19 protein-coding genes are annotated in these 15,725 nt (G+C 43.4%); 5 read left to right on the top strand and 14 right to left on the bottom strand.

Translation table 11 applies throughout. The features are described from left to right. Positions 1–7: 7 nt before the first annotated feature. Both JHD69_RS07895 and pyrE read right to left on the bottom strand, forming a co-directional pair. The gene (locus JHD69_RS07895; protein ID WP_199139078.1) at positions 8–406 is read right to left on the bottom strand and encodes an SRPBCC family protein; all 399 of its coding nucleotides are present in this window, start codon (positions 404–406) and stop codon (positions 8–10) included. A 43-nt stretch (positions 407–449) separates the two neighbouring features. Continuing rightward, positions 450–1,112 carry an orotate phosphoribosyltransferase gene (gene pyrE / locus JHD69_RS07900; RefSeq protein ID WP_233165778.1) on the bottom strand — a complete coding sequence of 221 codons (663 nt, stop codon included), beginning with the start codon at positions 1,110–1,112 and terminating at the stop codon, positions 450–452. Here pyrE and JHD69_RS07905 point away from each other — a divergent pair. Beyond that, positions 1,111–1,722 carry an NUDIX hydrolase gene (locus tag JHD69_RS07905; RefSeq protein WP_199139080.1) on the top strand — a complete coding sequence of 204 codons (612 nt, stop codon included), beginning with the start codon at positions 1,111–1,113 and terminating at the stop codon, positions 1,720–1,722. The two genes, pyrE and JHD69_RS07905, sit on opposite strands and share 2 nt — an antisense overlap. 34 nt (positions 1,723–1,756) lie before the next feature. Here the strand turns inward: JHD69_RS07905 and coaD are convergent, their stop codons facing one another. The 3 genes from coaD to JHD69_RS07920 are packed head-to-tail and all read right to left on the bottom strand — an operon-like array spanning position 1,757 to position 3,633. Beyond that, on the bottom strand, positions 1,757–2,218 hold the full coding sequence (gene coaD / locus JHD69_RS07910; RefSeq protein WP_199139082.1) for a pantetheine-phosphate adenylyltransferase: 462 nt from the start codon (positions 2,216–2,218) through the stop codon (positions 1,757–1,759). A gap of 60 nt (positions 2,219–2,278) precedes the next feature. Further along, the gene (locus tag JHD69_RS07915) at positions 2,279–2,818 is read right to left on the bottom strand and encodes an RsmD family RNA methyltransferase (protein ID WP_199139084.1); all 540 of its coding nucleotides are present in this window, start codon (positions 2,816–2,818) and stop codon (positions 2,279–2,281) included. Further along, positions 2,809–3,633, bottom strand: coding sequence for a DUF3822 family protein (locus JHD69_RS07920; protein WP_199139086.1), 825 nt, complete (start codon positions 3,631–3,633; stop codon positions 2,809–2,811). Before JHD69_RS07920 ends, JHD69_RS07915 begins: the two co-directional genes overlap by 10 nt. 184 nt (positions 3,634–3,817) lie before the next feature. Here JHD69_RS07920 and JHD69_RS07925 point away from each other — a divergent pair, with 184 nt between their 5' ends. Continuing rightward, the gene (locus JHD69_RS07925) at positions 3,818–5,266 is read left to right on the top strand and encodes an ATP-dependent DNA helicase (RefSeq protein ID WP_199139088.1); all 1,449 of its coding nucleotides are present in this window, start codon (positions 3,818–3,820) and stop codon (positions 5,264–5,266) included. Here the strand turns inward: JHD69_RS07925 and JHD69_RS07930 are convergent. The 3 genes from JHD69_RS07930 to JHD69_RS07940 form a co-directional block, all read right to left on the bottom strand. Then, on the bottom strand, positions 5,263–6,468 hold the full coding sequence (locus JHD69_RS07930; protein ID WP_199139089.1) for a sensor histidine kinase: 1,206 nt from the start codon (positions 6,466–6,468) through the stop codon (positions 5,263–5,265). The genes JHD69_RS07925 and JHD69_RS07930 overlap by 4 nt on opposite strands. A 263-nt stretch (positions 6,469–6,731) precedes the next feature. Further along, positions 6,732–6,935: a cold-shock protein gene (locus JHD69_RS07935; protein ID WP_199139091.1), complete on the bottom strand. Its 204-nt coding sequence runs from the start codon at positions 6,933–6,935 to the stop codon at positions 6,732–6,734. Between the two features lie 324 nt (positions 6,936–7,259). Beyond that, positions 7,260–8,090, bottom strand: coding sequence for a CvfB family protein (locus tag JHD69_RS07940; protein ID WP_199139093.1), 831 nt, complete (start codon positions 8,088–8,090; stop codon positions 7,260–7,262). 155 nt (positions 8,091–8,245) lie between these two features. On the opposite strand from JHD69_RS07940, the gene JHD69_RS07945 reads away from it, so the two are divergent. Both JHD69_RS07945 and JHD69_RS07950 read left to right on the top strand, forming a co-directional pair. Continuing rightward, on the top strand, positions 8,246–8,848 hold the full coding sequence (locus tag JHD69_RS07945) for an LURP-one-related/scramblase family protein (RefSeq protein WP_199139095.1): 603 nt from the start codon (positions 8,246–8,248) through the stop codon (positions 8,846–8,848). Positions 8,849–8,967: 119 nt separating this feature from the next. Continuing rightward, on the top strand, positions 8,968–9,189 hold the full coding sequence (locus tag JHD69_RS07950; protein WP_199139097.1) for a hypothetical protein: 222 nt from the start codon (positions 8,968–8,970) through the stop codon (positions 9,187–9,189). A 62-nt stretch (positions 9,190–9,251) separates the two neighbouring features. On the opposite strand, the gene JHD69_RS07955 is transcribed toward JHD69_RS07950, so the two are convergent. The 3 genes from JHD69_RS07955 to JHD69_RS07965 all read right to left on the bottom strand — a co-directional run bounded on the left by JHD69_RS07955 (position 9,252) and on the right by JHD69_RS07965 (position 12,070). Then, entirely contained in the window at positions 9,252–9,671 is a 420-nt protein-coding gene (locus tag JHD69_RS07955; protein ID WP_199139099.1) for a DUF983 domain-containing protein, read from the bottom strand. Continuing rightward, complete coding sequence (locus JHD69_RS07960; RefSeq protein WP_199139101.1) at positions 9,658–10,545, bottom strand: AraC family transcriptional regulator; 888 nt, start codon at positions 10,543–10,545, stop codon at positions 9,658–9,660. The genes JHD69_RS07955 and JHD69_RS07960 overlap by 14 nt, the downstream gene beginning before the upstream one ends. A gap of 109 nt (positions 10,546–10,654) precedes the next feature. Further along, the gene (locus tag JHD69_RS07965; RefSeq protein WP_199139103.1) at positions 10,655–12,070 is read right to left on the bottom strand and encodes an exonuclease domain-containing protein; all 1,416 of its coding nucleotides are present in this window, start codon (positions 12,068–12,070) and stop codon (positions 10,655–10,657) included. A 498-nt stretch (positions 12,071–12,568) separates the two neighbouring features. Here JHD69_RS07965 and JHD69_RS07970 point away from each other — a divergent pair, with 498 nt between their 5' ends. Beyond that, entirely contained in the window at positions 12,569–13,081 is a 513-nt protein-coding gene (locus JHD69_RS07970; RefSeq protein WP_199139105.1) for a hypothetical protein, read from the top strand. A 58-nt stretch (positions 13,082–13,139) separates the two neighbouring features. Here the strand turns inward: JHD69_RS07970 and JHD69_RS07975 are convergent, their stop codons facing one another. The 3 genes from JHD69_RS07975 to JHD69_RS07985 form a co-directional block, all read right to left on the bottom strand. Further along, a complete protein-coding gene (locus JHD69_RS07975; protein WP_199139107.1) occupies positions 13,140–13,805 on the bottom strand; it encodes a phosphatase PAP2 family protein in 666 nt (221 codons plus the stop codon). An 83-nt stretch (positions 13,806–13,888) separates the two neighbouring features. Then, positions 13,889–14,104, bottom strand: coding sequence for a hypothetical protein (locus tag JHD69_RS07980; RefSeq protein ID WP_199139109.1), 216 nt, complete (start codon positions 14,102–14,104; stop codon positions 13,889–13,891). A gap of 8 nt (positions 14,105–14,112) precedes the next feature. Then, positions 14,113–15,603, bottom strand: a complete 1,491-nt coding sequence (locus JHD69_RS07985) for an alpha-L-fucosidase (RefSeq protein ID WP_199139110.1) — start codon at positions 15,601–15,603, stop codon at positions 14,113–14,115. Positions 15,604–15,725 lie beyond the last annotated feature (122 nt).

Raw genomic sequence — 15,725 nt, forward strand, 5'->3', positions numbered from 1 at the left:
TTGGCTATTAGCCCAGCACTTCTTTTAGTCTTTTGGTTTGGTGGTCTGCCAGTTTTTGCAACGGACCGGCGGCCAACATTTTCATCATCATGTTCAAATCGGCCGAAATGATGTGTTTGGCTGTCGTGCCCCCATTTGCATTGGGTGCTACTGTCCACTTCAGTTCTACATCAAAAGGTGCTTTTTCTGAAGGAACAGCCACAATTTCGCTGTTAGGGATGCGGTTAGAAATTTTGATGGCTAATTTTGCCATGTTTTGGATGGTAAAACTCGCTTCATCGGCTGTAGACGACCAATTATAGATGTTTTCGGGCATTAACTGTTGGTGATTGTTCAAATCTTCCAAAAAATTATAAACCTTGTCTATAGGCAAATCTAGTTCAACGGTACTTTCAATAATGGTCATAAGTATGTTTTTCTTTGAGGTCTCGAAAATCGTACCAAATTTGTTATTCTGCGTCAATGGCAATGTCTTTGCCCCAGGTTGCCGGGGTTTCGCGCCATTTGTTCAATAAATTGATTTCGTTTTGGGCAATGAAACCGTGCTCGGCTGCATAGCTGATCAACGTAGGATAGTTAGATAAGGTGGAATAACGGCATTTGGCATCGGCAAAATTTTGGTCGGCCTGGTCAAATCCATAAGTGAAAATAGCCACTAAACCTGCTACCGACAAACCGGCAGCACGCAACGCCTCTACAGCCTGCAGGCTGCTTTTGCCAGTAGAAATCAAATCTTCGATAACTACTACGCGTTGGCCTTCAATAATTTCGCCCTCAATCAAACTTCCAGTGCCATGTTCTTTGGCTTTAGAACGTACATAGATGAAAGGAAGGCCCAGCTCTTGGGCAACCAAAACACCTTGCGGAATTCCGGCAGTAGCCACACCTGCAATCACGTCAACTGCACCATATTCTTCTTGAATCAGTTGCGCAAGCTTTTGGCGGATGTAGGTTCTAACAGCAGGATGCGACAATGTAATTCTGTTATCGCAATAAATAGGAGATTTCCAACCCGAGGCCCATGTAAATGGATTATTAGGTTGTAATTTAATTGCTTTAATTTGTAATAAAAATTCAGCTACCTTTAATTCAATATCACTTTTATTATACATGGCCCAAAAATACAGAATTTATATCAACGATAACACCTTGTTTATTGCAGATACTGTACCCAGACAAATAGATAAAATACAACAGCTTGATACAGAGTATTTTGATTTTCCAACATTTTATAGAAACCTCAAACTGAGCAAGCAGAAAAACTATGTACTGATCAGCAAAAGGCCGAAGGAACTTTTTCAGTCCATCAAGAAAAAGCTAACCATAATCAAGGCGGCTGGCGGATTGGTAGAGAATGCCAACGGCGAATTTTTATTTATTTTCAGAAATAAAAAGTGGGATTTGCCAAAGGGAAAGGTAGAAAAAGAAGAAAAAATCAAAACTGCAGCCGTAAGGGAAGTAGAAGAAGAATGTGGCGTTAAAATAGAAAGGCGCGATGAACGGCTTTGCAAAACCTATCACGTTTATGAGTTAGGCAATAAGCTGATCCTTAAACGTACCAGCTGGTATAAAATGTGGGTAAAAGGCGCACCTAAACTCGTGCCGCAAAAAGACGAAGGCATCACCAGCGCTGTTTGGGTCAATCCCTTGGGCATTCAGGGCAAGATCAAAAATACCTATCCTTTGATTTTGGATGTGCTGAAGGCAGAAAACCTGATTTAAAATTAATTGGCTATTTAGCTTAAAGCGGCGCTGCCTACAAGAATTTCAAGGCCTCTTGAGGCACAAAAGGAGCCACATTGCCTTTATTGCGCAAAATATCGCGAACAATGGTAGAACTAATAGCCGAAAACTCGGGTTTGCTGAGCAGCAAGATGGTTTCTACCTCGGGCATCATGGTTTGGTTGATTTGGGCAATGGCACGCTCATATTCGAAATCGGCGGCCGAACGTATGCCCCTGATCATGTATTTAGCCTTAATTTTGGCGCAAAAATCAACCGTCAATCCTTCGTAAAGCTGTACTTCTACATGGCTTGCCGATTGAAAAACGGTTTTGACGATTTCTTCCCTTTTTTCGGCCGACAAAAAGTTCTGCTTCGAGCTGTTCAGACCAATACCTACCACAATGCGGTCAAACAGGGGCATTGCCCTCTTCAAAATATCGACATGAGCAATGGTAATCGGATCGAATGAACCCGGAAATAGCGCTATTTTCATATTCAAATATATCAATTGTTAACGAATGGGAAAGATTTGGCTGTGTAGAAATTACAGCGGTCAAATAACAGGGTCGAAAAAACTGAAGGAAGAATTGCCGTATTTTCTGGTGTGCGAATACCCGGGCTGCTGTTCCAATTTAAGCAGCGGCGGATGCTCAACAATAAGCACACCGTTGGTTTTGAGCAATTGGTTTTGAGCTACCAGTTGTGGCAACAGCGGAATATTGGGCAAATCGTAGGGCGGATCGGCAAAAATAATGTCATAGCGGTTGTGCTCTTGCGCCAGGTATTTGAAGGCATCGGCTTTTTGTGCATCAATTTCGCTAAGGTTGTATTTTTCGGCAACCGACTTGATCCAAGCTACGCAACCCGGGTGCTTGTCAACGGTTCTCACTTCCTTAATGCCACGTGAGGCAAATTCGATGCTTACGCTGCCTGTACCGCTAAAAAGGTCGAGTACCGAGCATTCTTCAAAATCGTAAGTGTTGTGCAGGATGTTGAACAGCGCTTCTTTGGCCATGTCTTTGGTTGGCCTTACCGGGAGTTTGGCAGGTGCGTTCAGCTGTATGCCCTTTAATTTTCCGCCTATTATTCGCATTGATCTAACGCTAGTAAATTGCTGTAGTAGTGGCTCGGCATGTCGTCAAGGATGCTTTGGTCCAGTTCGGGTTGTCCGTTAACAAATTGAAGCTGTGCAAAATATTTAGCCAGGCAATTGTAGCGTTCATCGCCTTCATGCACAATGCCACTCAAAAACAGCGGTGTTTCTTTTGGTTCAATGCCAAGCTGGTTGATGATGAGCAAGAGATAATAGTTGAACTCGTCGAGATTGTCGATTTCATAGTTTTGCTGAAAAACTACCTGTTTGTTTTTGAGGTAAAGCACCTGAAAAGAGCTGGCCGTAAAATCAATCAGTAAGCCGGTTTCTCCAATATTTTGGGCTAAAGCCAGCAGCCCAGCATCCAGGGTAAATAATTGGCTCAGGTTAAAGCTGTTCAGGGTATCTTCGGCGGTTTTGGAGAGGGCAAAAACGGTGGTAAATCCAAAATGGCTATGGGCCTGCTGGTAGAGGCTGCCGGTATGCGAACCGATAAAATAAGGCGTATGGTTGGCCAAAAGCTGTTCGCTGTACAGCTCGTTCGGAACCGCAATGACATTGGGGGTATGTACAGCCACTTTTACCTTTTGATAGGGCAAGGTCAGGTAATGGTCGGTTTTTAAACGGTCGCTCAGTTTTTGGAGCCCATTTTCGCATTCCTGTTCGTCAAAAACAGCATTTACCTGTTGGGTTTCCTTATTAACGATGGCATAAGAAAAACTATCCTGGCCTACTTTGATCAATAAATTACAGGCCGATACCTTAGCGGGATCAAAATTGGGATCGATTAATAAAATGCTGTTGCTGCTGTTCATGTACAGGCAAAAATAATTCTTTTTTTCTATATGATGCGGTTTAAATTTTTGGCGGCGAAAAGGGGGGCGGCTTATTTTGATCCAGCGCCTGCCTAAAACCTTGTCTGCAGATAAACGATAATGTTCAAATAAATTATTAGATAAATTTAACCGGTTTCTGCCAATACGGTTGCATCTTTGCTAAATGGATAAAGCCCATTTCATCGCCCAGTCATATCCTTTCGAGCCAACCGACGAACAATTGGTGTTTTGCACCAAGGCCAGTGCTTTTTTGGACGATCGGCGTACCGAGAAATGCTTCGTGCTGCGTGGTTATGCCGGTACGGGAAAAACCACTTCGGTGGCGGCTTTGGTCAAAGCCTTGCCCCAGTTCAGGTTAAATGTGGTGTTGTTGGCGCCTACGGGCAGGGCAGCCAAGGTAATCAGCTCGTATACCCAAAAAAAGGCGTTGACCATCCATAAAAAAATCTATCGTAAAAAAAGCGCCGTCAGCACCGAAATGGCTTTTCAGCTGGCGCCCAACCTGGCCAAAAACACTTTGTTTATTGTAGATGAGGCCTCAATGATTGCCGACGAATGGAACCAACAAAACGGATCTTCGTTTTTGAGGGATTTGATCGAGTTTGTTTATCAACCTGGTGCCGATGGGAAAGACAAAAACTGCTCGCTGCTGTTTGTTGGCGATACGGCCCAGTTGCCCCCTGTAGGCAGCATCGATAGCCCGGCACTGAACGAAAAATACCTGAGCGACAATTTTCACCTTCACGTGGTTGCCGTAGAGTTGAAAGAAGTGGTGCGACAAGAGAAAAAATCTGGTATTTTGGCCAATGCCACCATGTTGCGTAAGCTGATCAACAAATATAGCGAAGCACCAAAGGTTTTGCCTAAGTTCATTACCAAAAATTACAAGGACATTTTTAGTATGACGGGCATAAAAATGGTGGAGGGCCTGGAATATGCCTATAGCAAATTCGGTCTGGAAAATACCTTGGTGGTTTGCCGTTCCAATAAATCGGCCAACGTATACAACAACCAGATCAGGAGCCGCCTGCTTTACCGCGACGAAGAATTGAGCGGTGGCGATCAGCTGATGGTGGTACGCAACAATTATTTTTGGTTGCCAGATAACCAGGAAACGGCTTTTATTGCCAATGGCGATATGGCCAAAGTCATCAGGGTGCGTAGGGAGGAGGAGCGCTACGGCTTGAGGTTTGCAGAAGTACAGCTGGAATTTTTGGATTTTCAGGAGGTGGGTAGCGTCAGTTGCAAGGTTATCCTAGATACCCTGCAAGCCGAAACGCCTAATTTGCCCTATTCGCAAAGCAAGCAGCTTTTTGAAGGGCTTATGCTCGATTATGAGCACATCAGCAACAGAAAAGAAAAAATGGAAGCCATTAAGCAAGATCCTTACTACAATGCCTTACAGATCAAGTTTGCCTATGCCGTAACCTGCCATAAGGCGCAAGGTGGCCAATGGGATGCCGTTTTTGTTGACCAAGGCTATTTAACTGACGATATGGTAGACATGGATTTTTTGCGCTGGCTGTATACCGCCGTAACCAGGGCAAAAAAAGAGCTGTTTCTGGTTAATTTCTCCCCCAAACTTTTTGCCACGCAGCAAGACACAGATTAGGCCAGTGGCAGCAGGATGCTAAAGGTGGTGCCTTTGTTTTCTTCGCTTTTCATGAGCAACTTGCCCTCGTGCTGGGCAATGATGCGCTGAGAGATGTGGAGGCCCAAACCCACCGATTTTTCGCCCTTTAGGCCGGTACGCCCAGCCTTAGAAAACTGATCGAAAATATGGTGCTGCAGTTTTTTCGGAATGCCTATTCCATAATCGATAATGGCAATGCATACGCTTTGCTTGTGTATGCTGAGCTCGATGTCAAGCGGTTGCTCAGGGTCTGAAAATTTGAGTCCGTTGCTGATCAGGTTGTCTATCGCCCGCTCCATTTTAGAACGGTTGATATGGGCAAAAGCAGTTTCGTTGGCTCCCGCAAAGTTGAGGATTCTTTGCTGATTGGCTCTCCATTTTTCTAAGATAGACCGTACAAAAGGCACAACGGCCAGGCGCTCGGTGTGCATGGTGGTTTGGTCTAATTTGGCCGCTTCAATCAGGTCGTTAATGATTTCTTTGGCCTGATGGGCTGCGGTCGAAATCATCTTGGCTTCATTGTGCTGTTTGTCTTCGGCCAGCAGCAGCTTGCTCAATGTTTCGATGTTGTTTAACGGATTTCTGAGGTCGTGTGCCACAAAAGCCAAAATTTCGCTCTTTTGGGTATTCAGATGTTGTATTTCCAGGTTTTTTTCTTCCAATTGCCTTAGCCTTACAAAGTGCATCGACTTGAAATAGTAGCTGTATCTTGAAAAGCCCATCAAGATAAAACCTAAAATAAAAGCCGCAATCACGTTCATGATTTTTTCCTGAGAAGTAATTTTGGGCAATACCATGCTTAGGATAAACACGATTACCACTAAAATGGCAATGGCTAAAATTTCGCGGTATTCGATGGCAAAAAACAGGCTTACGCTTACAATGCCAATCAAAAACATGGTCAGCGTATTTTTGGTGTTGTGCAACGAAACGGTATAGCTTACTCCAAAAGAGATCAGCAGCACAAAAATAATGAAGCAGATGGTAAGCAATCGCCGGTGCACAATGGTCCATTTGGCCGATTGGAGGGCGATGGTACTGAGCAGGTAAAAGACAAATGCACCCGATAGCTGTATCCAGTTGCCCAAAGAGTGTTCGGCATAATTCTCTATCTTGATCATGTCGGCATAAAAAACAAGGCTGGTTATCCTCGAACAAAAAGCAATGATGAAAATGATCATGCTCAGTACCTTAATTTGCCTCAAATTGGCCAAACTATAGAATTGCTTAAATGCAGCAGCGAATCTTTGTGGTGTCTTATACGTAAAAAAGGTTAGCAAATGACAACAGTTAGGGAATCCAAAAGTACAAAAAATGGATATTGCCCGGATGTAAATGTTCTAAAACGTTACAAAAAGGCATTCTGAAAAGTGCTAAAAAAAATGTCACCAACTTTGGTGACATTTTTTTCGCATCAAATAAATAAATAAAAAGTCTTTATTACTTATCCTGTTACTCTAACGTTGCTTGCTTCAGGGCCTTTTTTGCCGTCTTTAACTTCAAATTCAACTTGTTGGCCTTCTTTTAAAGATCTTAGTCCTGAAGATTGAATGGCAGAATGGTGGCAAAAAATATCCTTGCCGCCTTCCTCTGGTGTGATAAAACCAAAGCCTTTTGCATCGTTAAACCATTTTACTGTACCTGTCATAATTTGTTTTTATTAAATTGAGTAGTGAAGATAACGATTTCGATATAAAAGCCTAAAAAAAAATAACACAATTACATTTAAACTATATAAAGCCTAGCAGAAAACCGTTTTATTAAATCATTTGGAAAAGCTTGGCCTGGCTTTGTTCGGATATGGTGCTCTGATAATATAAATAGCTGTGCAACAGTTTTTTAAATAAAAAGGTGCAGCCATAAGACTGCACCTCACAAAAAAACTCCCTCAAGTAGATTCTACTCTTATTACTTATACGTTTGATTTGGGGAAAAGGTTTCCAAAACACCAAAATATTTATAGCTATTTTGTTTAATCAGGCAAAATTAACCTAATCTCCTCATCGCCAATGCTGATGGTACGTTCCTTGTAAAGGCCGCCGATGGCTTTTTTGAAGGCGCTCTTGCTGATTTGGAAACGTTCGTAAATATCTTCCGGAGAGCTTTTGTCGCCCAACGGGAGTTTGCCGCCTGCTTCCCTCAAAGCTTTGAGGATAACGTCCTTAGTTTCTAAAATGTGACCATAGCCCATCGGTTGCAGGCTTAAATCTATTTTATTGCCGATGCGGATTTTCTTGATCCATCCCTTCCGCTGGTCGCCGGGCAGTAAATGGGCAAAAAGCTCGTTGTGGTATAAAAGGCCGATGTACCTGTTGTTGATGATGGCATTATAGCCCAAATCGGTTTTTTCGCTGATGAGCAGGCTCACTTCGTCGCCTTCTTCAAAATCAAATTCTTCTTCCTCAATAAACCTGTCGAGCCTCGACGAGGCCATGAGGCGCCTATCATCATCAAGGTGCAGGTACACTACATAGCCCTCGCCTTTGTGCATAGGCCTCTTTTGCTCGCGCACAGGTACATACACGTCTTTGCCGATGCCCAAGTCCAAAAAAGCGCCGTTCTCGCCCGAATCAACCGCAATGAGGTAAGCAAAATCGCCTACTTCTGCAAAGGCATCCTGGGTTGTGGCCATCAAATCGCCTGTTTTGCTGGCGTAAACGAATACTTCGAGGTTATCGCCCACCTGCACGTTTTTGGGTACTTCGCCAAAGGGCAGCAAAACTTCGCTGTTGCCGTCTGATAGGCTTAGGCCAGCTGCATTCTTGCCCACTATCCTTAAGGTATTGTATCTTCCTATTTCCATGTTTAAAATTAGTTAAGCCATTTTCTTCAATAGCTGTTGTGGCAAAGTTAAGGATATTTAACCGCTATGCCGCTTTAAAATTATTGGCACGTTAATTTGCAGGATAGAAAAAATAATTATTTTAGGTGCATAACTGAAAACTTAAAAATCAATTAATGAATAATTCTATTCCTACTTTTTTCCTTGGCGATGAATATTTTATCGATGAGAAGGTCAACTTTTTGAAGTTTACGAACGAATACAAGGTATACAACGAGCAGGGCGCACAAATCGGGATCATCAAGCAGCGCATGAGCGGCTGGCACAAGTTCCTTACTTTGCTCATCAATAAAGGCATGATGCCTTTCCACCTGGAAATAACCGATGTAAACGATCAGTTGCAGGCCACCATTAGCAGGGGATGGACATTTTGGATGTCGAAAATTACGGTTGCCGACCCGGCAGGAATAGAGATTGGCCTCATCAAACAAAAATTCAAGTTCTTTAAACCTACTTTTACCATTAATGATGCAGCCACAGGCGAAAACATTGCGCAGATAACCGGCGACTGGAAAGCCTGGAACTTTGTCATCAAAGATGCCAAGGGAATCGAAATGGGCAAAATCAGCAAAAAATGGGCGGGTGCATTAAAGGAAATCTTTACCACGGCCGATAAATACAACGTGTCTATCGACCCCAATTATGCAGAAAACAAACAAAAGGTAGCTATTGTGGCCACGGCCATTACCATTGACATGGTGCTGAAAGAGAGCAAATAGGCAGCAGGGTTCTGATTCTTCGAGCAAAAATAGCTTTTGCAGCGTTATTTTGACGATTTTGGCCAAACATTATCGAAAAAACAGTTGTTGTCATGATAGTTTTTACAAATAACTGAGCCATGCATACAAAAACAACAGAAAAGCCAGCAAAAGCAACAACAGATTTGTCGAGTAAAGTTGCGCAAGAACCCCAAAGCGCTCACGCTACTCCGGTAGTAGAAAAATATGTAGAAAAACGTAAGGATAAGGCTGAAGAGCAAAGCCAGAAAGAGCAGGAAAATGCTCCTCAAACCAAAACGGTTTGGGATGAGTGGGTGAGCTACAGATACGCCATTCTCTAAGTTAAGGAGACTTGCGAGGCTTTTCGAGCTTCGCAAGTCCTGTTTCTAAACTTTGCAGGTCTTTATTTGGCGCTTCGCTCTGGCTCATAATGCAGCCCTGGCGATAACCAATACAACAAAATCATTCTAGAATAACGATAGTTTAGTGGCGAAAATACCAAGGTAGAGCCGAAAAGCAGGGCTACAAAATACCAGAGGTTTTCATATTCCAGTTTAAGCCCTAAAATATAGGCCGCAACGCTGATCGTTACCATTTCGGCCACATTCATGGCGTAGCTCACAAACATCGATACATAGAAATATCCAGGTTCGCGCTCAAACTTCAATTGGCAATGCGGACAGAATTCGTTCATTTTTTGGGCCCTAAAGCCGTAGGTAGCACCCGTAAATACTTTGCCAACCCTGCAACGCGGGCATTTTGCATTGGCAAAGCCATGCCATTGAGAGATGTATAGTCCTTTGGTGTCTTTATTTTGTTCCATGTGGTGTTGTATTTAATTTTCTGAATTTTTCGGGCGTAATGCCTTCATATTTTTTAAAAAACTTGATGAAGTAAGATTGATCGGCAAAATTGAGCCTGGTTGCTATTTCGGCTACCATCAAATCGAGGTTGATGAGCAGACGCTTCGCTTCCAAAATAACACGTTCTCTGATCAACGTACCTGCCGATTGGCCCAAAAAATCGTTGCAAAGCGCATTTAAGTGGTTGGGCGTGATGTAAAGCAGGCTTGCGTACTGTTTGGGTAGCCTTAATTGGGCATAATTCTGATCGATAAGGCGCTGAAAATTTTTCAAGAGCGTGTGGTTGTACGAGCTCCCTGGCGCGGTATGCATAATGTTGGTGCTTCTGGCCACTTCTATAAACATCCGAAGCAACAAAGTCTTCACCAAATCGTCGTTAATGGGCTTTTCGTTTTGGCCTTCTTTTAAAATATCCTCAAAAATGGCTACCAGTTTGGCCTGCGTTTCAGCCGGCAGCAAAATAACCTGAGAGTCGGGCTGACCGTTAAAAAAGCTGAAGTTTTCGAGGTAGTTGGGCTGCAGCAAAAAGCTGCTCAAATAATCGCTAGAAAAATTGATGATATAGCCATCAGGCGCGGTTTCAAAATCCCAGCTGTGTACCTGGCCTGGCACCATAAAATAAATCAGACCAGGTTTTACGCCAAAGCGTTTAAAGTCGATCTGTTGGCTGCCGCTGCCTTGCGTAAAAAAAACAAGGTGGAAAAAAGAGTGGCGGTGCGCCGAATGCAGGTGCTGATGTTGCTGTGCATAATGGCCAAAACGGCTGACCAGAATGCCATCATTCTTGTAGGCCTTGAAGTTTTGGATATCATAAACAGGAATATCATTTTTCATATACAAAGATACCGGTTTCGTAAACGCCAGCAAAGGTGTTATCTCTATTAAAAATGGTACTTTTTACTTTTTGTATATGTTTTTATATCTCTATATTGCTCAAAAATGGCTAGGTAAAGGTAAAATCTATGGCTTCGCTATTTTGTTGGATAATGGTTAGCGGTATAGCCTTTGCCGGAAACCGGCTCTGGTACGAGAGGACCAGGTTCATAATATAATCGTTAGATGGATAGGGCTCCATGGCAGATTTAAGGCTTTCTAAATCGTTTACATCGACATGGTTCGAAATATAGCCCATTCCGTAAAATTTACCTTTTTCTACCCAAATGCAACTCTGCTCATCATCGGTACGACCTTGGTCAACCAATATAAACGATGGCAAAAGATCTTGTAGCTGTTTAATGGCTTGGTTTACGCGGTAATTATAATCTTCGGGGGCTTCCTCGCCAACACAGGCACCATTGCATTGTCCGTTGGCGTGATGCGTGCAGGCGTGCTTAAGGGTTTGGATAAAACAGAGTTTTTCGCAGAGCGAATGTTGCTCAACCAGTTTTCTCAAGAGTTCGTGTCCTTCAAGAAGATAGTTGAAGCTATACAGTGCATGGCTGTCTTTGCGATGCTTATCTATGCCCAAGCGGATATAGCCATTTTGGTCTTCGAAATGATAAAGCGAATATTTTTGCTCGAATCGCTTCATGGCGCGGTTGTTGGCCGGCCATAGTTTTTTGATTTCACTAGCCTCTAAAATAAAGGCCATGAGCTCGGTACCACAGCTTACAAAGTCGATATGGAAAATGCTTTTCAGAAAATTTTGCCGTTGCTGGCTGATGCTATGGCCCGTAAAATGCGTACAGACGCGTTTTTTGAGCTGTTTGGCCTTGCCTACATAAACTACTTTGCCTTTTTCGTCTTTAAAATAGTAAACGCCAGGAGTGTTAGGCAGCTTATCTATGGCTTCGCGCAACAAATTAGGGGGCAAAACCTGTTCACGAGAACCTTTTTTCAAAGTATCGGCAATTACGCCAGCGTGATCTTCGCTTACAATCAGGCCCAGCAAAGTAGCCGTAGCTTCGGCATCGCCGGCTGCCCGGTGGCGGTTGTTGATGGCAATATTCAGGGTTTTGCACAGCTTGCCCAAGCTATAGGAAGCCAAGCCTGGAAAAACCTTGCGACTTAGCCTAACGGTGCAAAGTTTTTTTACCAGAAGTTGATGGCCACAGGCTTCGAGGTGATGGCGCACAAAAGAGTAATCAAAATTGACGTTGTGCGCCACAAAAATCTTGTCGTGCAGCAATTCGTAAATATGATCGGCCACTTCCCTGAAATCGGGTGCATCGGCTACCATGTCGTCGTTAATGCCGGTTAGGGCTTGGATGTGCATCGGGATGGGCTGATGCGGATTGATGAGCGTTTCAAAACTGTCTACCACCTCTTCGCCATTATGAATATAGATGGCAATTTCTGTAATGCCGTGTGCGGCAGCATAGCCTCCGGTGGTTTCAATATCGACAACTGCGTATAACATTTCTGATTTGTGTTGAAACAAATATATGCTAAAAAAATTAGTAAACAAAGTTTTTCGAAATGGCCTTTGTCCAAAACGTTCAGTAGGCCGGAGGCAGATGCCAATGGCAACGAATGCCACCAGACAGTGCATTGGATTCAGCATGCTGTTTGGTTCTTGCCAGCGATTATGGCCAAGGCGCAATAAAAAAATCGATCCGAACATACTAAAATGCTTCTTCGAGCGTCTTTGTATGGAGAGCGTTAATTTAGATGACGGGGATAGGGCTTAGGCCTTCTATCTCCGTCTCTTTTTTAGAGCTATTCGGAGTAAAAAAAAGATTTTATTTTTTGCGATAATTAGAAAAAATAACCGTCTATTTGTTGTGAGAGCGTTAATTTAGATAACGGGGATGGGACTTCTAGTCTTGTCCCCGTTTCTTTTTAGGCATAAAATACACATTATTAGGTATTTTGTTGTCCATCATCAATGTTTATCTTTACTGTTCATCATCAAAGTATGCCACAGAAATCCATCGCCTTTTTATTTTTTATACCGTTTTTATTGTTCTCTTTTGCCTGGGAGCAAGTAAAAATAAGCCCAAACGTGTCGGTAGCCTTTCCCAAAAAACCCGAAAAGAAAATAATCGAGGGCAAGGAAATTTGGATAGCCGAGCTCGATTCGACAGTCAAAATGTTTGTTGTCATAACCGATTTCGAAAAACAGGGTGTCGATGCAAAAAAAATGGCCGAATTGCTCAAAAAGGCAAAGACTTATACAGATCTGAAGAATGGATTTGTGTTGGGGGCCGGCAATGCGGTTGCGCTTAAGGACTCCATCTGCACCTTTAAAGGCAAGCCTGCCTATTACCTTAAAATGGATATGCGCGGCGAGAAAGAAGACCTGAACAAGTCGCAATTAATGAATGTTTTTGTAGGTGCCAAAATGTATGGGCTTTGGTTTCTGGAAAAAAACGGCACCAGCCATGAGGCTGAAAAGCTTAAGTTTTGGAATTCGTTGGCCATCAAATAAAAAAAAACAGCCGTTGTACAATAAAGTTTTTAAACGAACGTCTATATATTCGAGAGCGTTAATTTAGATGACGGGGATGAGGCTTAGCTTTATCCCCGTTTCTTTTTTTAAAGTACAGCCAGCAAAGCGGAAACAGGCAGATCAGCCCTAAAATAAAGCCTCCCAAAGTATCTGTAAACCAGTGGGCGCCCAAATAAATCCTAGAGGGGGCAATCATCACCACCAAAAAAGCCGAAATAACCGTAACCACGCGACGTGTGGCTTGGGGAATGTTTTTTAAATGGCGCATCAGAATAATGAGGAAGCCAAAAAAGAGCACATAAGAAAGCACATGCCCGCTCGGAAAGCTCTGAAACCGGTTTATTTCTACCAAACGCACATAGAACTCGGTTGGCCTGGGGCGATCTACGTAGTTTTTGACCACTAGAATAAGCAATCCCGAAAAAAGGATCTGGGCAATAAAAAAGGCTTCCCGCTTGTATCGGTAATAATAAAAAATCAGCGCCACTATAATTACCGATAACAGGGAATAGGGCAGTTCGCCAAAGAAACTAATGGCCAGCATGATTTTGTCCAAGGTATCGGAGTGGTATTTTTGCACGGCCAGCGAAATTCCGAGATCAAATTTTGGAATCGGATGGTGGGCCACAAAAATACTGAGTCCAACAAAACAGGCAATCAGCACAAAAAGCACGATTAAGAGTAGGTTTCGTTTATACTGCATCAGAACTGGTGTTTAGTCAAAGCTAATCATTTATGCCGAAGCCATCCAACCAAAAACTTAAGCCGCTGTTTTGATCTTGGTTTTTATTCAATCGTCCTCACATAACCGTTGTACAGGATAATTCCCTGTTTGTTAGCCGTATAATAAACGCCGGCTTTTTGGGTGCTTGGTGCAATCAGCCAATCGGTCTGGTGCTGCTTTGTTATGGATTCGGTATAAGGCAGGGGCGTTTCTTGGGCCTGTAAGCCCAAAGAACAGTTAACCAAAAAGGCCAGGGTCAATATTTTTTTAAAGTTCATAGATGAGCTTATTTGCTGGCTCGGTAAATTACCGTTATTTCGTTGATGCCCGGTGGCGCTGTAGCTTTTAGCACTTTGAAACGGAGCTTGGCAGCCTTATAATGCTTGCCTAAACGGATTACTTTACAATCGCCCATAGGCTCGTCGCCGAGGTAAATGGTTTGCCACTGCCCATCTTGCAAGATGTCTACGCTGTACTGCTGGATGCGGGGTACCCTGATTTGCGAAAAGCCGTCTGCCAATTCCTTGGTATCCTGATATTCGAAAATACTGATTTTATTGAAGGCGTGGCTTGGGTCGAGTTCCATTTCTACGCTGGCCAAAGTATCTTTCGAAAGCCATTTGCTGTCTAGTTTGCCATCATTAATGGCACTGGCTGGAAAATGCCTGCCCTTTTCTTCGCCGGTACTGGTAGCGGTTGCCAGACGATTAAAAGAAATAAACTGGCCGTTTTTAGGCAGGGGTTTATTCGCCGAAAGACCCAGTCTTTTGCCCAGGCCGATCACTGCATCGGCTTCGTAGGCCCTAATGCGGCCAGTTTGGTCGGGCGGTACGTTGATTACAAGGCTGTTATCGTTGTCGGTACACCAATAAAAAAGCTCTTCCAGTTCGTCGAGGTCCCTGGTAGGCAATTGCGCCGATTTTTGGAACCAATTCCAGCGCTTGCTCAAACACAGCGTATGTTCAAAAGGCAGGTAATAAGACTGACCATTATGCAGGTACTGTTTTTTGTCGAATTTGGTAATGAGCTTAGGGTCCCAGAGCCTGAAATCGGAAGGGAAATACTGAAAAAAGTATTTGTTGTCTTCGGTCATGTTCGAGGGCAAGGTAAAGTTTCTTCGGCCAGCTGTGCTCTCTATGGTATGGTTTACGCTCACCGCACAAGCGGGATTATACTTTTTAACCAGCCTGTAAAGCTGATCGATGCCCCAATCGTTAGGTTTCCTATCCCAGCCGCCATCAAGCCATAGTTCGCAAATATTGCCATAATTGCTAAACAGTTCGGTTAACTGGTTCAGCATGTAGTCTATATATTTTTGAGGGTTTTTGTCTTTGTAGCTTGGTTCGTGCCTGTCCCATAGCGAATAATAAATGGCGAACTGTATGCCATACTTCTTGCAGGCATCGGCCACTGCTTTAACCACATCGGTTTTTACCGGTGATGAAGCTACATCGTAATCGGTGTATTTGCTGTTCCACAAACAAAAGCCATCGTGGTGCTTGGTAATGAGCAGTACATACCTAAACCCGGCTTCTTTGGCTGTGCGCACCCACTGTTCGGGATCAAGCTTGCTGGGGTTGTAGCTCGAAACGGGCAAGGTACCGTCAGACCATTCGGTTTCGTTAAAGGTGTTGATGCCGAAATGGATAAACATGCCATAGCCGCGCTTGATCATTGCTTTTTGCGCCAGGTTGGGCTTTGTGTCGGGAAGTTGTTGCTGCGCCTTGCCATAACTCAAACCAAGCAAGAGCAAAAAAAGCAGGAAGATTTTTTTCATAGGGCAGGTATTAATTTGCTAGGGCAATAAGTTTGGTAATTTTTAAAGTTAGTCGCATAAATGTTGAAATACTAGAAATAAATTTGCGTTTTATGGTTTTATATTAGCTACTTTAGTGGTTT

Origin of the sequence: Pedobacter sp. ASV12 (assembly GCF_016429155.1) — a bacterium.
Classification (GTDB): domain Bacteria; phylum Bacteroidota; class Bacteroidia; order Sphingobacteriales; family Sphingobacteriaceae; genus Pedobacter.

Excerpts from the sequence above, each read along its gene's own strand:
- coaD (WP_199139082.1), bottom strand. The coding sequence starts at position 2,218 with ATGAAAATAGCGCTATTTCCGGGTTCATTCGATCCGATTACCATTGCT.
- JHD69_RS07960 (WP_199139101.1), bottom strand. The coding sequence starts at position 10,545 with ATGAAAAATGATATTCCTGTTTATGATATCCAAAACTTCAAGGCCTAC.
- JHD69_RS07955 (WP_199139099.1), bottom strand. The coding sequence starts at position 9,671 with ATGGAACAAAATAAAGACACCAAAGGACTATACATCTCTCAATGGCAT.
- JHD69_RS07935 (WP_199139091.1), bottom strand. The coding sequence starts at position 6,935 with ATGACAGGTACAGTAAAATGGTTTAACGATGCAAAAGGCTTTGGTTTT.
- JHD69_RS07940 (WP_199139093.1), bottom strand. The coding sequence starts at position 8,090 with ATGGAAATAGGAAGATACAATACCTTAAGGATAGTGGGCAAGAATGCA.
- JHD69_RS07920 (WP_199139086.1), bottom strand. The coding sequence starts at position 3,633 with ATGAACAGCAGCAACAGCATTTTATTAATCGATCCCAATTTTGATCCC.
- JHD69_RS07985 (WP_199139110.1), bottom strand. The coding sequence starts at position 15,603 with ATGAAAAAAATCTTCCTGCTTTTTTTGCTCTTGCTTGGTTTGAGTTAT.
- JHD69_RS07895 (WP_199139078.1), bottom strand. The coding sequence starts at position 406 with ATGACCATTATTGAAAGTACCGTTGAACTAGATTTGCCTATAGACAAG.
- JHD69_RS07915 (WP_199139084.1), bottom strand. The coding sequence starts at position 2,818 with ATGCGAATAATAGGCGGAAAATTAAAGGGCATACAGCTGAACGCACCT.
- JHD69_RS07950 (WP_199139097.1), top strand. The coding sequence starts at position 8,968 with ATGCATACAAAAACAACAGAAAAGCCAGCAAAAGCAACAACAGATTTG.
- pyrE (WP_233165778.1), bottom strand. The coding sequence starts at position 1,112 with ATGTATAATAAAAGTGATATTGAATTAAAGGTAGCTGAATTTTTATTA.
- JHD69_RS07945 (WP_199139095.1), top strand. The coding sequence starts at position 8,246 with ATGAATAATTCTATTCCTACTTTTTTCCTTGGCGATGAATATTTTATC.
- JHD69_RS07980 (WP_199139109.1), bottom strand. The coding sequence starts at position 14,104 with ATGAACTTTAAAAAAATATTGACCCTGGCCTTTTTGGTTAACTGTTCT.
- JHD69_RS07905 (WP_199139080.1), top strand. The coding sequence starts at position 1,111 with ATGGCCCAAAAATACAGAATTTATATCAACGATAACACCTTGTTTATT.
- JHD69_RS07975 (WP_199139107.1), bottom strand. The coding sequence starts at position 13,805 with ATGCAGTATAAACGAAACCTACTCTTAATCGTGCTTTTTGTGCTGATT.
- JHD69_RS07965 (WP_199139103.1), bottom strand. The coding sequence starts at position 12,070 with ATGTTATACGCAGTTGTCGATATTGAAACCACCGGAGGCTATGCTGCC.
- JHD69_RS07930 (WP_199139089.1), bottom strand. The coding sequence starts at position 6,468 with ATGATCATTTTCATCATTGCTTTTTGTTCGAGGATAACCAGCCTTGTT.
- JHD69_RS07925 (WP_199139088.1), top strand. The coding sequence starts at position 3,818 with ATGGATAAAGCCCATTTCATCGCCCAGTCATATCCTTTCGAGCCAACC.
- JHD69_RS07970 (WP_199139105.1), top strand. The coding sequence starts at position 12,569 with ATGCCACAGAAATCCATCGCCTTTTTATTTTTTATACCGTTTTTATTG.